The 14,117-nt window shown below is 66.3% G+C and carries 15 protein-coding genes; 8 read left to right on the top strand and 7 right to left on the bottom strand.

The features are described from left to right. Nucleotides 1–227: 227 nt before the first annotated feature. Genes KXZ72_RS05020 through KXZ72_RS05000 form a run of 5 tightly spaced genes read left to right on the top strand, consistent with a single transcriptional unit; the run spans nt 228 to nt 4,620 of the window. On the top strand, nt 228–638 hold the full coding sequence (locus KXZ72_RS05020) for a hypothetical protein (RefSeq protein WP_226082641.1): 411 nt from the start codon (nt 228–230) through the stop codon (nt 636–638). A gap of 51 nt (nt 639–689) precedes the next feature. Continuing rightward, nucleotides 690–1,607, top strand: a complete 918-nt coding sequence (locus tag KXZ72_RS05015; RefSeq protein WP_226082640.1) for a hypothetical protein — start codon at nt 690–692, stop codon at nt 1,605–1,607. A 31-nt stretch (nt 1,608–1,638) separates the two neighbouring features. After that, on the top strand, nt 1,639–2,778 hold the full coding sequence (locus KXZ72_RS05010) for a peptidoglycan-binding domain-containing protein (RefSeq protein ID WP_226082639.1): 1,140 nt from the start codon (nt 1,639–1,641) through the stop codon (nt 2,776–2,778). Further along, entirely contained in the window at nt 2,775–3,485 is a 711-nt protein-coding gene (locus KXZ72_RS05005) for an ABC transporter ATP-binding protein (RefSeq protein ID WP_226082638.1), read from the top strand. The genes KXZ72_RS05010 and KXZ72_RS05005 overlap by 4 nt, the downstream gene beginning before the upstream one ends. Beyond that, nucleotides 3,472–4,620, top strand: a complete 1,149-nt coding sequence (locus tag KXZ72_RS05000) for an ABC transporter permease (RefSeq protein WP_226082637.1) — start codon at nt 3,472–3,474, stop codon at nt 4,618–4,620. Before KXZ72_RS05005 ends, KXZ72_RS05000 begins: the two co-directional genes overlap by 14 nt. On the opposite strand, the gene KXZ72_RS04995 is transcribed toward KXZ72_RS05000, so the two are convergent. Next, the gene (locus KXZ72_RS04995) at nt 4,617–4,970 is read right to left on the bottom strand and encodes a winged helix-turn-helix transcriptional regulator (protein ID WP_226082636.1); all 354 of its coding nucleotides are present in this window, start codon (nt 4,968–4,970) and stop codon (nt 4,617–4,619) included. The genes KXZ72_RS05000 and KXZ72_RS04995 overlap by 4 nt on opposite strands. Nucleotides 4,971–5,053: 83 nt before the next feature. Here KXZ72_RS04995 and KXZ72_RS04990 point away from each other — a divergent pair, with 83 nt between their 5' ends. Further along, nucleotides 5,054–5,917 carry an SDR family oxidoreductase gene (locus KXZ72_RS04990; RefSeq protein WP_226082635.1) on the top strand — a complete coding sequence of 288 codons (864 nt, stop codon included), beginning with the start codon at nt 5,054–5,056 and terminating at the stop codon, nt 5,915–5,917. A gap of 77 nt (nt 5,918–5,994) precedes the next feature. On the opposite strand, the gene KXZ72_RS04985 is transcribed toward KXZ72_RS04990, so the two are convergent. From KXZ72_RS04985 to KXZ72_RS04965, 5 genes are read right to left on the bottom strand one after another with little or no spacing between them, the layout of a single operon-like run. Next, nucleotides 5,995–7,203 carry a M20 family metallo-hydrolase gene (locus tag KXZ72_RS04985; protein WP_226082634.1) on the bottom strand — a complete coding sequence of 403 codons (1,209 nt, stop codon included), beginning with the start codon at nt 7,201–7,203 and terminating at the stop codon, nt 5,995–5,997. After that, nucleotides 7,200–8,120, bottom strand: a complete 921-nt coding sequence (locus tag KXZ72_RS04980) for a choline kinase family protein (protein WP_226082633.1) — start codon at nt 8,118–8,120, stop codon at nt 7,200–7,202. The genes KXZ72_RS04985 and KXZ72_RS04980 overlap by 4 nt, the downstream gene beginning before the upstream one ends. Then, nucleotides 8,117–9,052, bottom strand: coding sequence for a hypothetical protein (locus KXZ72_RS04975; RefSeq protein WP_226082632.1), 936 nt, complete (start codon nt 9,050–9,052; stop codon nt 8,117–8,119). The genes KXZ72_RS04980 and KXZ72_RS04975 overlap by 4 nt, the downstream gene beginning before the upstream one ends. Before the next feature lie 9 nt (nt 9,053–9,061). Then, nucleotides 9,062–10,168 carry an urea transporter gene (locus KXZ72_RS04970; RefSeq protein WP_226082631.1) on the bottom strand — a complete coding sequence of 369 codons (1,107 nt, stop codon included), beginning with the start codon at nt 10,166–10,168 and terminating at the stop codon, nt 9,062–9,064. Nucleotides 10,169–10,222: 54 nt separating this feature from the next. Then, the gene (locus tag KXZ72_RS04965; RefSeq protein ID WP_226082630.1) at nt 10,223–11,008 is read right to left on the bottom strand and encodes a GntR family transcriptional regulator; all 786 of its coding nucleotides are present in this window, start codon (nt 11,006–11,008) and stop codon (nt 10,223–10,225) included. Nucleotides 11,009–11,159: 151 nt separating this feature from the next. Here KXZ72_RS04965 and KXZ72_RS04960 point away from each other — a divergent pair, with 151 nt between their 5' ends. Next, nucleotides 11,160–12,557 (top strand): amidase, encoded by a 1,398-nt coding sequence (locus tag KXZ72_RS04960; RefSeq protein WP_226082629.1) that lies wholly within the window; start codon nt 11,160–11,162, stop codon nt 12,555–12,557. Then, the gene (locus KXZ72_RS04955; RefSeq protein WP_226082628.1) at nt 12,554–13,321 is read left to right on the top strand and encodes an inositol monophosphatase family protein; all 768 of its coding nucleotides are present in this window, start codon (nt 12,554–12,556) and stop codon (nt 13,319–13,321) included. The genes KXZ72_RS04960 and KXZ72_RS04955 overlap by 4 nt, the downstream gene beginning before the upstream one ends. 13 nt (nt 13,322–13,334) lie before the next feature. On the opposite strand, the gene KXZ72_RS04950 is transcribed toward KXZ72_RS04955, so the two are convergent. Next, nucleotides 13,335–14,027: a GntR family transcriptional regulator gene (locus tag KXZ72_RS04950; RefSeq protein ID WP_226082627.1), complete on the bottom strand. Its 693-nt coding sequence runs from the start codon at nt 14,025–14,027 to the stop codon at nt 13,335–13,337. Nucleotides 14,028–14,117 lie beyond the last annotated feature (90 nt).

Raw genomic sequence — 14,117 nt, 5'->3', positions numbered from 1 at the left:
TCTCCTCGTGAACTTTTATGAGCGCGGTTGCTTGAAGTAGTGAGTTAAGAGCCGCGGCAGTCAACCTCACGCGTTACACGACACAAATAAGTGAGCTTCTGTCAGTTGAGTGCGGACGTAGGAGACTAATATCTGACCATAGTATTGGCCGGAACAGTCATACTGATATGCCGCCTGATCACGATTATTTTCTATTTTTCTTCGTGGAGAACCTATAGCGTGGCCCCATGAAAACTCGAACGGGTCATCGGTTAGTCGTGGTTGTGCTTTGTGCCTGCGTCTTATCCGGTTGTGGAGCACAAGCGGGGGATAAAAACATCCTCGGTTCGCAGCTTGGGCAATCACTTGATGAGGTAACGGGCATTCGCGATCCAGAAATATCGGTAAGTATCCTTGAAGATTCTCGGCTAGGCCAGAAGCTGGCCGCCGGAAGTACCGTGAACCCGGCTGAAGCCGGATGGGTCGTATCGGCGATCTGCGCCGATAACCCGTCCCTCCTCCCCGGGAGAACTAAAGAGATCCAGCTTTCGGTGATACGTGCAGAATTCCTCAACTCCAGTACAGCCGAAGAAGTGAAACAGGGGAAGTTCCAGGATGCCCGGATCTGTGGCAATACGGCCTCATACGGGCCGGAATGAGAACGTCCTAAAGAGCGCCAGATATTCGTCCTACGAAGAATGGAGATTTCTATGGAACGTCATGTTCAAGCGCCGGTACGGCTGTATCGCGTGCTGATTGCAATATTGAGTTTGGGCGTGCTGCTGTCGGGGTGTGCGGGCTCCCCGGAGGTCGCGGTGCCGCCGGACGTTGCTGCGGCCACCACCGAGCTCTCCCAGCTACCGCCCGATATTGGTCTCGCACGCACCATTGCGCGCGAGGGATGTATCAACGCCGCGGGCTATCCCGTGGTGGCTGGGCGGATCGTCGAGGGCGCTACCCGCGCGCAGGAGGGGGCCACGGTGGGGATTTGGGCGAGCGAGGATCGCGCCCGCAGCGGTGGCTATTCCACCACGTTGAAGGAGGAGTCCAGCACGCCGTTCCAGGCCTTCGGCGACGCCCTCCCGGAGCCGCAGCGCAACGAGTATTTTCACGCCCTGATGGGCGACAAAACAGACGTGGAAAAGTACACGACCGACGCGGGAATGGTGTTTAGTCGCGCCGCGGAGGGTTGTTTTGCGGATTCCGATCGCGAGATCTTCGGCACCCTTCAGGACGCGATGGCCATCGAACTTTTTATCAACGATCTCACGGCCCAACTCCGCGAGGGGGGCGCCTCATCGAGCGTGGGGGAATATATTGGCGATTATGAACGGTGCATGGCACAGGCGGGCTCCGCGGTGCACGGCCTGCACGCGGACACCCTGGCGGGTGAGAAATTTGGGCGCTATCGGGCCTTGGGTGAGCCGCCACGCGCCGAGGAGCAGGAGCTCGCGGTGACCGACTTCCGCTGCCAGGACTCCTCGGGGCTGGCGGCGAACGTGCGGGAAGCAAATCTGCGTACCGCGGGGGAGTGGCTCAAGAAAAACGAGCAACGCATCCTGACCCTAAAAGAGACACTCGCGCACAGCGTGGAGCGGGCCCAAAACATCATCAACGGGCATGGTTGACAGCGCCCGCTCTCACATCATCCTGTGTGGCATGACCGGCGCACTGCTCATCATGCTTGCCGTGTGTGGCGGACTGGCACTGGGAATTGCGATCCACAACCGGGAGAGTGCGACCCCCGCGCCCGCCGCGATGCCGCCGGTATTTGGAAAACTCACGGATGCCCCCGTGCTCGACAGGATCAGCGGTAGCGTCACGGTCTCCGCGGGGGCCACCCTCGCCGTGAGGGTCCCCGCGGGGGTAATCACACGGGCGGGGGCCGCCGCGGGCAGCGTCCTTGAAAACGAGGGTGAGGTATTGACCACCGTGAATGAGGTTCCCGTGCTGTTATGGCTCGGGGAGGTGCCAAACTATCGAGCGCTTGGACCGGGCAGCTCGGGGGCCGATGTGGCGCAGGTTCAGGGTGTGCTGCGCCGCGCGGGATATCGAATCTCCGACCCCGCAGGCGAGTTCGGGGAGCACACCGCCGAGGGCCTCTACCGCTATCTCCGGGAGCGACGGATCGTGCCTCGCGACCTGGGCGGCCAGCCGATTTCTGCCGAGGAGTGGCGCTCCGTGGGGGTGCCCCTCGGCATGGCCGTGTTTGTCCCGGAACTGCCGGTGCGCGTTTCCGGCGGGCCGTGCGGCACGCTCGGAGCCCAGACCGAAGCGGAGCTGTGCAGCCTGGAGTTCGGAGCCCCCGGATTTGTATTGGAGGTATCGGTCGCCGATGCGGGGCGTCTGGAACCCGGCGTGGCGGTCTCCTTTACGCTCGCGGGAAGCGTGGTCAGCGCGACCCTGGGCGAGCGTCTCCCGGCCACGATCGAGCCGGGCGCGCAAGGATCCGGGCCACCTGGCTCCGCGCCCCCCGCCGCGGCCGAGGGCGAGGCCACGGGTGGCGGCCCGCGCTTTGCCCTGCTGGTCCCGGCGGATGTGGCGGCGGTGGCCGGGCAGCAGAGTCGGGCCGAGGTGATTCTGGCGCGCTCGGGCGAGGGGTTCCTGCGAATCGAGGGGGCCGCGATCAGAGACCGCGCGGGAGGGGCCCCGTGGTTACGTGCACGCTCGGGGGAGCACCTGGCGATCGAGCCGGGCATCTGCGCCGAGGGCTATTGCGCGGTGAGCGGCGCGGATCTGCGCGCGGGCACAGAAATCCTCATCTCGGGGGAGCTCGAAGCGTCCGAGGCACCGGGGTGACGCAAGCGCGGGGCGAGGATGCCGCGCCCCTGATCCACGCGACGGGACTCGCCCGCCACTTCGAACCCGCTACCGTGGCGCTGCGCTCTGCCAACCTGCGCGTATATCCCGGGGAGTCGGTGGCCCTGACCGGGCCGAGTGGCGCCGGAAAATCCACGCTCCTATCGCTCCTTGGACTGCTGGACTCGCCGTCCGCGGGCAGCTATGAGCTTTGCGGCCGGGAGGTATCGCGCGCGGGAGCCCGGGAGCAGGCGCGGTTGCGAATGGAGACGATCGGTTTTGTCTTTCAGGCCTTTCATCTGGTGCCCCACCTGAGTGTCCTTCAGAACGTGGAGCTTGCCCCGCGCGCCCGCGGGTGGGGGCGGGCGCAGAGCCGGCGCCTCGCCGATGACGTCCTCAGCCGGGTGGGCCTCAGCCATCGCACCCGCGCGCGCCCCGGAACGCTCTCGGGAGGCGAGGCTCAGCGGGTGGCGATTGCGCGGGCTCTGTGTGTGCAACCAGCCGTGCTGCTGTGCGATGAGCCCACCGGAAATCTCGATAGCTCCTCGAGCCGGGCGATCCTGGATCTCATCCTGGCCGCGGTGGGGCCGCGCAGTGCCGTGTTGATTGTGACCCATGAGGCGGAGGTCGCCGCGTCCTGCGACCGGGTAATTCGGGTATCGGACGGCGTGACCGCGGAGATCGGGGCGCAAGATGTACGCGATTGAGCGCGCGTTACGCGGGGTGATGGGGCGCTGGCGGCGGAATGCCCTCGTGGTTTTTGCGGTGGCCCTGAGCGCCGCGTGTTTGGTGACGATGCTGGGGATCTCACTGGCCTCCAGCGATGCCATTATCGAATCCGTTAGTGGCGGCGAGACCACCCGAGTCCAGGCGGTTCTGCCGGCGGCGGCCTGGGCGGTGGAGGAGGAACCGCTGCTGAATAATAGCGGGAATATCGAGGGCGTGGACTCCGCCGGAACCCTGACCGGTGCCGAGGCTTCGGGGCTGAAGGCCAGGCTCGACTCGGTTGCACGACCGGAGGGAATTGCCGTGGGAATTGCCGTGGCCTCGCCACGGGGCCTCGCGCAACGCGATCTGGCCATTCTCGACGGTGCCATATCGCTCCCAGCCGACCCGGCAACCGCCACCGTCCTTCTGGGCTCGCGGGTGGCGCGTGACCTCGGGGTATCGGCCCGATCGGGCGATAACCGGATCCGAATAAACGGCTCGTGGGTGCTGGTGGCCGCCGTGCTTGAGGAGAGCGGCGAGAGCTCCGCACTCTCCGCCAGCGCGGTAATCTCCCCGGGAGCCCTGGGTCCTCTGGGGCTGACACCGGTTACCCGGGTGGTGGAACTGAGGGTGCAGACGGAGCGTGTGGGAAGCGCGCTGAAATACGTGGCGGGCTCGCTGTGGCCCGCCGATTCCGCGGCGGTCAGCCTGTCGGCGGCGCAGGACCCGAGGCAGCTGCGCGACCGGTTGGAGGGTGAGACGCTGGGGCTGGTTCTCGCGGTGACCTGGGTCATGATCGGGGTGGCTATCTTCCTGATTGCCAATACTATGCAGATCGCGATTGGCGAGCGGCATCGCGAGATCGGCGTGGAGCGAGCCTTCGGGATTGGGCGCGGCTCGATTGCGGGCCAGTTTTTCTGCGAGGCAGCGCTACTCGGGGGGATCGGGGCTATCGCGGGTCTGCTGCTCGGGGCGGGCGCGAGCGCCGCGGCGTGCCTGATCAACGGCTGGACGATTCTGCTTCCCCCGCTGGTACTGCTGGTGGTACCCGCGGGGCTGCTCCTGGGTGGGCTCGGCGGGAGCCTCCCCGCATGGACCGCGAGCCGGATCCGCCCGATCGAGCTGCTGCGCTAGCGCGGCCGCGGCGTGGGGAAGGCGGTGCGCGGGGCCTCGGTGCCCCAGAGGTTCATCTGGTCTAGCACCGGGCGCAGCCGATGGCCCAGCGGGGTCAGCTCGTAGATCACGCGCGGGGGAGTCTCGGCGAAGGCGGTGCGGGTGACCAGGCCGTGGGTCTCGAAGCGGCGCAGGCGGCTGGTGAGGGTATGGGCGCTGATGCCGGGCAGGGCCTCGCGCAGTTCGGTAAAACGATGCGGTCCATGCAGCAGTTCACGCACGATCAGCGTGGCCCACGGGCCATCCAACAGCAGCAGGAAGCGCGCCACGCCACACTCCGGGAGCGTATCCTCGGCGGTATTTTCACTCATTTTTTCTCGATTCCGCATGAATTTTGGCCAAATCCTATTAGTGCAGTTGACGTAACCGGTGCACCGTATGCACTAATAGAGACATGACTTATATCGTACATGGCGCCACCGGTGCCCAGGGTTCCCCCGTCCTCGCCGAGCTTATTGCCGCGGGGCATGATGTTTCCGCCGCGGTCCGCGATCCCCGCGGCCTGCCCGAGGGTGTACACGGCATCGCCGTGGACCTCGCCGATACCAACTCGCTGATCGCCGCCTATCGCGGGGCCGAGGGAGTCTTCATCCACCTGCCCCTGGGCGCACCCGATCAGATTCTTGGCTTTGCCCGATCGATCGTGGCCGCCGTGGCCGAGGCCAAGCCCGCGCGCGTGGTGGTCTCCACCAGCGGTGCGATCGTGGACGAGCCCGGGGCAGCCCTGCAGGCAGCCCCCGAGAGCGCGATCGCCACGCTCATTTCGGGCATCGCGGCCAGCGGCGTCTCGCTCGCCGTGGTGGCCCCGCGCCTCTACCTGGAAAACCTGCTGCTGCCGATGATCGCCGGGCCCGCCCGCGAGGAGGGTGTGCTGCGCTATCCGCTTCCCTCCGGTTATCCCGTGTCCTGGAGCTCGCACCTGGACGTGGCCGTGGTGGCCGCGCGCCTGCTGACCGATCCCACCGTGACCGGCACCGTCGCCGTGGGCGCGCTCCCCGGCCTCAGCGGCGAGGACCTGGCCGCTGGTTTTGCCGCGCACCTGGGCCGCGCCGTGAGCTTCGAGGCGATCAGCCCCGATCAGTTTGGTGAGCTCATCATCCCGATGTTTGGCCCCGAGGCCAGCGCACCGATCGTGGGGCTCTATCACGCCCTGGGCGAGCGCAACTCCAATGTGATCGCCGCCGAGAACTCGGCACAGACCCTGCTGGGCCTGCACCCGCGCAGCGTGGCACAGTGGCTTGCCGCGGTGGGCGCATAGCGTTTATCTCCCTGCTGCCGCCCCCGATCCCCGGATCGGGGGCGGCATTTTTTCCGGGGCCGCGCCGCGGCGAGCGCCTATAGCGTCCGTTGCACCAGCTCGCGCAGCAGATCCACCCCGTTCAGCAGATCCCGGTCCGCGGTGAACTCCCGCTCATTATGGGTGATACCGCCCGCGCTGGGGATAAAAAACAGCGACGTGGGCATATGCCGGGACAGCACCACGGCATCGTGACCGGCAATCGTGGGCCGCAGCACCGCCGTGAGCCCAAGCGATTCCGCGGCCTCCAGCACGCGCCGGGCACCCTCCGCATCCACCACGGCCGCGGGCCGCAGCGAGCGCTGAGTGATCACCACCTCGCAGACGGACTCCGCCGCACAGAGCTCGTGCTCAAAGACCCGTGTGGCCTCGGCGAGCAGCGCCGGGTCCTCGCAGCGAATCTCCGCGCGCAACCGCACCAGTGCGGGCACCACATTGGGCGAATTGGGGAGGACCTGCAACCAGCCCACCGAGGTATGGATAAGTCCCGGGGGAAACCGTTCCGGCAGCTCGGCCAGCCCCGTCACCAGCCGGGCGGCGGCGACCAGTGCGTCCCGGCGATCGGCCATGACCGTGGGCCCGGTATGGGCCTGCTCCCCACGCACCTCCACGCTCAGCTTGGCGGCACCCCAGCAGCGATCCACCGCGGCAATATTGAGCCCATGATCCTCCAGATAGCGGCCCTGCTCGACGTGCACCTCCAGGTATCCCGCGGGCGGCAGATGGAAGATCGGTGGCGCGAGCCCCGCGGGCATGCCAATATCGGCGAGGGCCTGCGCGAGGGTGATCCCCAGGTCATCGGTCGCGGCGAGCGCGGCCTCCGCGGGCAGATCCCCGCCAAAAACCGAGCTACCCATCACGGAGGGGGCAAAGCGTGCGCCCTCCTCATTGGTCCAGGACACCACCGCGAGGTTCACCCGGGGCCGGGTTGGAACCACCACACTCGCCGCGGCATGGGCCGCGGCGAGTACCCCGTATTGTCCGTCGAAGCGCCCGCCCGAGGGCTGGGAATCCAGGTGGGAGCCGAGCAGCAGATAGGGCAGCGCCGGATCAAATTCGCGCAGCCCAAATACGTTGCCCACGCGATCCACCCGCGGGTCCAAACCGTGCTCGCGAAACCAGGAGATCAGCCAGCGCCGGGCCTCGCCGTCCGCGGCGCCACCCGCGAGGCGGTGCAGGCCGCCCGAGGGCAGGGCACCCAGCGCGGAGAGCTCCCGGAAATCGGCCAGAAAATCAGCGCGGGTCATATCGCGTTAAACCAGGTGTTGTATTCGGGATGGCGGGTGATCGCAAAAACCCGTTGCAGCTTCCACAGCCCGTATTTAAAATAATCAAAATCCTCATCGCGCGAATGCGAGTTAATCATTCCCCAGAGGCCCCATTTGGTATCGGCCACGGCGCGCGAGATCTGCGCCCGGGCATAGAGCCGCTCATCGGGGCCTCCCGCATAATCGGCCACCAGCGTGCGCGCGTCCTCATCGGAGACAAACATCTCGGTGAGGATCAGCCCCAGCTCAAAACTGCGCTCATTATTGGAGGCATAGTCAAAATCGATCAGCTTCATCGGGGAGCCCTCGGCGACGAGGAAATTCCCGGGCATGGGATCGTTATGGGCGGGCACGATATCCAGCCCCGATTCCTCGAAGCGGGCGCGGATGCGCTCGTATTCGCCCAGGATCTCCGCGGTCCATTCGGGAAGCCTAATGCCATCCGCGTCTACCTGCTCCAGATGCTCATCCACCATGTCAAACATGGTTTTGGTCTGTTCCAGGCGGGGCGTGGAATGCCAGCGGCGGTAGAGCCCCATAACCTCGCGGCAGAAGTCCAGGGACTGGAAATCCCGCGTGGTGGCTGCCCGATAGCCCTCAAAAAATCCGGTGAATTCCACGCCGGTCTCGGGATCAAAAAAATGCACGCGCGGGCTGATATCCAGCTCCGCGGCCGCTGCCCCCGCGCTATTGGCCACCGCGCGGTCGATAAACCGCTCGGTGCCCAGCCCGGGGATCTTCACAAACATGCGCTGGGGCAGGCCGTCCACCGAGATCACATAGTTTTCATTGGTGATTCCGCCGCTCACGGGGTGCATCTGGATCGCGCGCCCGCGCCAGTTTTCGTTTTTATCCACGACGCTGCGGATCAGATCGTGTGCGCTGATGGTGCTCATTTCAGGACCCCCTCGTGGTTGCTGCGATAAAGACCCAGGGCCAGCTGGGCCTTGGTCATGCGCCAGAGCGCGTATTTGGTGACGTCAAGATCGGGATTGGGTTCGCGTTCGGCGCGCAGCACCAGCAGCATCGCCCAGCGCACATCATCCAGCAGCGCCAAAAGCTCCACCGCGGCAATCTCGCGCGCATCGGGCTCGCTATCGCGATATTCGCGCAGCAACGTGGGCACGGAAATCACCGCGGGGGTCAGCTCCGCGGCCAGCGTGGCGATCTCGCCCAGATCGGTCAGGGTGCAGGCCGAGCCCCAGCCCACAAGCTGGGCGGCGCGGGTATCGGAGATCATAAAATTGGAGACCGTTCCCTCGCCCGCGGAGGATACCCGGGGCCGCTCCGCGAGCAGCGTTTCGAGGCCCTCCCGATAGGGCTGAACCTCCTCGATCAGCGCAAGAATCCGAGGGTCCACGATAATATTTGCATCCAGCGCCTCATCCCGTGCGCCAAGAATCTCGGCATAATGATCGCGTTCGGGCAGGCCCAGCGCGAGCGCACCAAATGCCCGGCGTTCGGCGAGGACGCCGCGGCGCGTGCGCGGATCGGCCAGCAGATCCAGCCGGCCCACGCGCCAGCGGGCATCCAATTTTTCGTAGAGCACCACGCCGGTCGCGGGGTCGGCCGCAATCTGCCGCGGCCCGAGCCCGGCCTCTCCCGCGGCGCGGCCCGCGGCAAAGACCGGGCCGAGGTTACGGAAGGCCCAGGCCACGGGGCTGACCACCTTGGCGAGGATGGCCCGGCCATCGGCGGTGGTGGCCGAATAGATGGCGCTATCGGAGGCCCACCAGCTGGGGGAGGGCACCTGGGCCACGCTGGGCTTCCAGTCCAGGGCGGTGAGTTCGCCGTCAAATGCGGCGGAGCGCAGGGAATCTAGGGACATAATCGATACCTACTTTCGGGTGGCCGCGAGAGCCCGGATGCGGCGCTCCTCGGCGGTGGAATATTCGGCGATGGGAACCACGGGGATGCGGGCGGAGGAGTGCAGGGCCATGACCGAACCGATGATCACGATCACCAGCGGCAGGCTCAGCGGGATCAGGCCCCAGGCTCCCAAAAATTGGACGAGGGCCCCGTAGAGCACGGCCGAGGCGGCGCAGGCCACGAGGGTATAGATAAACGCGGCGATGCGCGGTTCGAGGGAGACCCCAAACAGGCAGATGGCCACAACCACCGCGTTATAGCCCCAGAGTCCCAGATAGATGGTGTGCCCGTCCGCCCCCATCAGCAGCGCTGTGAGCGCACCCGTGAGGGAGCCGAGGATCGCCATCCCGGCCGCCACGCGCGAACACACCAAAAACGCAAGCACAAGGATCACCCCGGTGATCACGTTATCGATCAGGAATACCTCGCTGACCCCGCGAAATACGGCGTTAAAGAGCCCGTCGAGCAGCGAAACCTGTTCACCCGAGGCTGTGCGCAGCGCGGTATCGGGGGCCCCGAGGGTGCGCTCCAGCGGGGCAAACATGGCAACATTTGCGAGGCTATTGGCCATCACCGGGGCCACCAGCAGCGCGGTGAGGCCCACAAAGGAGAACGTGGCCGAGAGCGCGGGGGCGTTGAGGGTGACGACAAAAAAGTGCACGGTGGCGTTCATCACGGGCACCGTGACGATTGCCGCGATGACCGCATAGACGAGGATGCGCGGCTCGCCCATCGGGGTTAAAAACGCCCCGGCGAGCAGGCCCATCAGCGCACCGTTAAAGGTGAACAGGCCCGCGCGGATCACGCCGCGGTCATAACCAAAGCCGTGCGCGGCCGCGGTGGCCGCGAGCCCGGCGAGGACAAAGCTCACGGCCAGCCAGGGGCTGGCCACGGCGATGGCCACCACCACGAGCAGGCCGGAGAGGGGATTATTCATCAGGCAGATCTGGCCAAAGCCGCGCAGCATCGAGTCGAGCAGGGCCAGCGCGGGATGGCGGTCCGCCCAGCGCGAGATGGCCGGCGCGGTGCCGGAGAGGGCGCGCAGCCCCGGTGGTTTTTGGATCGTTTGAGTCATGGTTATCTCGTCTCTTCATTGAGTCGGAGTGAACGGGGTGTGGCGGGTGGGGCCCTAGGCGCCGGGAATGACGCTGAGTGCCCCGCTCTGGGTGGGGTTTTCGGTGCGCACGCTGAGCCGGGTGCGATCGAGCCGGAAGAGGTCGATGGAGGTTTCAATCGGACGGTGATCGGCGTCATAGGCGATGCGGCGCACCAGGAAGGCCTGTCGCGCGGTGGGCAGCCCCAGTAGCGCGATGGCATGATCGGGAAGGTTATCCACTTCGATAACCTCCTCCGAATAGGCCACCCGGACACCAAAATGGGTATCCAGGATGTCGTAGAGGGAATGGGTGAGCTGCTGTTCCAGCAGATCGGGGAACCGCTCGAGGGGCAAAAACATCTGCTCCAGGGAGAGCGGCTGATCATCGGCGAAGCGCAGGCGACGCAGATTAATCACGGGGGAGTCCGGGGCGATGTCCAGGGCGAGCGCCACGGCGGCGGTGGCCTGCTCGATCGCGGTACCGATGATGCGGGTTCCCTCGCGGAACCCCTGGGCGCGCAACATCTGCGGCACACCAACCACTCCGTTGAGGCTGCGTTCGAGTTTGCGGGTCGCGGCCCCGGGGGTCAGGCCCCAGAGGTCCACATTCCCGGTGAGAAACGATCCGCCGCCGCGGCCAAGCACGCGGGTGATGATGCCGCGGCGCTCCAGGTTTTCCAGTGCGCGGCGCAGCGTGGTGCGTGAGGTGCCGAGGCTCGCGGCCAGTTCCCGTTCGGGTGGCAGCTTGGTCTGGCCCTCGCTGCGGGCCGCGCCCAATACCTCAAAGAGTGATTGTGTCACCTCATCCGTACTGGCCATGAATGGACCTTTCTAGGTATACCATTTAGCGTTTGGTTCACACTATCGGAACCGCTGTTGTGCAGTATAGGCTGAAAAATCACAACCTGTATACCCCGAATTTTTGGGGTGTTCCGATCGCCCCCAGGGGCCCGTGCCGGGGGATAATCCGATGTCACCAAGACTAGCCATACTCGCCGAACTGGGCCGCGATTTTCGCCGCGATTCCGCCGAAGTGCTCGCCGAGACGCGCAGAAATCTCGCGGCCGCCGAGGCCACCTCGGAAACCCTCAACGCCTTTATCGATCTGGATGAGTCGGGTGCCGAAGCGGCCGCCGGGGCAAGCGCCGAGCGGTATGCGCGCGGGGCTGAGATTGGTCCACTTGACGGTATACCAATTACGGTAAAGGACAGCTTCCACGTGCGCGGGCTCACCCGCTGGCACGGCTCGGCCTCCTCCACGGGCGCCGTGAGCCGGCACGATAGTGCACCCGTGCGCCGGCTGCGCGAGGCGGGCGCCGTGATCCTGGGCAAAACCACGATGCCCGATTTTGGGATGCTCGCGACAGGGATCGGCTCCCAATTTGGTATCACCCGCAACCCGTGGTCGCCCGCGCTGAGCCCGGGGGGCTCGAGCGCCGGGGCCGCGGCCGCGCTCGCCGCCGGGATCGGCGCGCTCGCCGTGGGCACCGATATTGCCGGTTCGGTCCGGCTCCCCGCGGCACACTGCGGACTCGTTGCGCTGAAACCCACGCAGGGCTCAATTGCCTATGCCCCCGAATCGATGATGCGCTCCGCCGGGCCCATGTCGCGCACGGTAGCCGATAATTATGCGCTCTTTAGTGTGATCGCGCGCCCCGACCCGGAGGACCCGTGGTGCCTGCCCGGGCGCGAGTGGCCCGCGCGGCTTCCCGCCGCCCCCGGGGGTGCCCGCATCGGGGTGATCTCCTCGATGGGCTACGGCACCGAGCCGGACCGGGAGACCCGCACCGTACTCGCGCATGCCGCCGAGACGCTCGCGGCCGCCGGATACCGGGTGACCGCGGTATCCCCGGGCCTCGGCGAGGAGGATTTTTTGGCCATCGACCTGGTGCTGCGGGTGAAGGCCGTGACCGAACGCCTGGGTTCCGCGTATCCCGAACGCACGCTGGCCCGGGTGCGCGAGTGGAGCGCCGGCGCTGAGTTCCTGAGCGCCGTGGATCTGGAGCGCGCCCACCACCATATCTCCGCGGCGGTCGCCCGGCTCCGCGAGGCCACCGCCGAGGTGGACTATCTGCTGGCCCCGGTGATCCCGGTGCATCGTTTTGCCGCGGAGGCCCACGGCCCCGACGACCACCCCACACTGCTGCACCATACGCAGTTCACCGCGTGGTTTAACCAGAGCGGGCAGCCCGCCCTCGCGCTGCCCGCGGGACTCAGCGCGGAGGGCCTTCCCCTCGGCGTGCAGGTGATCGGTGCGCGCGCCGATGACCTGGGCGTATACGCGCTGGGCGCACACCTCGAGTCCCTGCTGGGACTGGACCTGGACTGGCCCGTGGCGGCCCCCCTCACCCCGAAAGGACTCCGATGATCCCCTCGTTTTCCGCCCGCGCGAGCCGGGCCACACAGCTATTGCGCGAGGCCGGAGACCTGGCCCGGCACTGGTATGAATCCGATTCGTTTCGCATCGTGCAAAAGGGCGATGGCACCCCGGTGACCGAGGCCGATCGCGATGTGGAATCGCGGCTGCGCGGGTGGCTGCGCGAGGCCTTCCCCGAGGACGGCATCCTCGGCGAGGAATTTGGCGAGGAGGGTGGGGAGAGCGGGGGACGCTGGATCATCGACCCGATTGATGGCACCAAGTCCTTCATCCACCACGTCCCGCTGTACTCCACCCTGCTGGCCTATGAAAATGCCGCGGGGGAGATTGAATACGGCGGGATCTACGCACCCAGCGCGGGAATGCTTATCGAGGCCGAGCGCGGCCGCGGTGCCTGGAACGGCTCCGAGCGGCTCCATGTCTCGGAGCGGGCGCGGCTCGAGGGCGCGCATATTCTCTCCACCTGGATCGAGGACTGGTCACCCGCACAGTTTGCGCGGGTCCTGGAGGCCCGGGCCATTCCGCGCACCTGGGGTGATGCGTTTGGTTATGCGATGGTGGCCTCGGGGCGCGCGGAGGCCGTGATCGATTTCACCGTGCAGCCCTATGATCTCGCCCCGATGCCCGTGATTATCGGGGAGGCCGGGGGCGTATTTGGTGCGCTGGATGGCAGCGCGGGAATCTATGCGGGCACGGGAATCGCGAGCAATGGGCTATGCCACGAGGAGGTGCGCGCGATTTTTGCCACCCCGTAGGCGTGGCCGCGCGCTAATCCTCGGTTAGGCGCGAATAGGCCGCGAGGACCGTGCGCTCCGAGGTGACCAGATAGTCATCCAGCAGCGCCGCGGACGCGGCATTATTGCCGGCCTCAAAGAGCTCCAGGATCTCGCGGTTCTGGGTGACATACGGGGCGTGCAGAAACTCGGGATCGTCCAGGAGCCCAAAGGCGAGCCGCAGTTCCACCGCGATGCTGGAATAGAGCACGCCCAGCCGCTCGCTATCGGAGAGCGCCACGATCGCGCCGTGAAAGCGCATATTTTCGGTACCCACCGTGACCCAGTCGCCCAGGTCGCGGGCCGCCTCCTGCGCCTCGACCGCGGCCCGCATCCGGAAGCTCGCGGGGTGCCGCCGGGAGGCCATGATCACGGCCTGGCCCTCGATGATCCGGCGCACCCGATAGATATCGATGATTGCAGCGATCGACGGGGTGGCCACAAAAACACCCCGGTGTGGCACATGCGTGAGCAGGCCCTCCTGCGTGAGGATGCGGAAGCCCTCGCGTAGCGTATTGCGGGAGACCTCGAGGGTATGCGCAAGCGCGGTCTCGGAGAGCTGTTGGCCGGGTGCAAGCTCGCCGCGCACGAGCCGGCCGCGCAGATCGCTGGCCACCTGACCGGAGAGCCCAATCACGGCGATGGGGGAGGTCAGTGTGGGCTCGGCGGGGGGTGTGCGACGCGGCATGGCCCCAGTGTATCCGAGCCGATCCCGGGCCCCGTTTGTTTCGGCCAGATTAACATTGCTCAACAATCTTGGCTTAATTGTTCATCAGAG

The sequence above is a fragment of the Mycetocola spongiae genome, assembly GCF_020424085.1.
GTDB lineage: Bacteria > Actinomycetota > Actinomycetes > Actinomycetales > Microbacteriaceae > Mycetocola > Mycetocola spongiae.
This window is presented reverse-complemented; position numbering and strand designations above follow the sequence as displayed.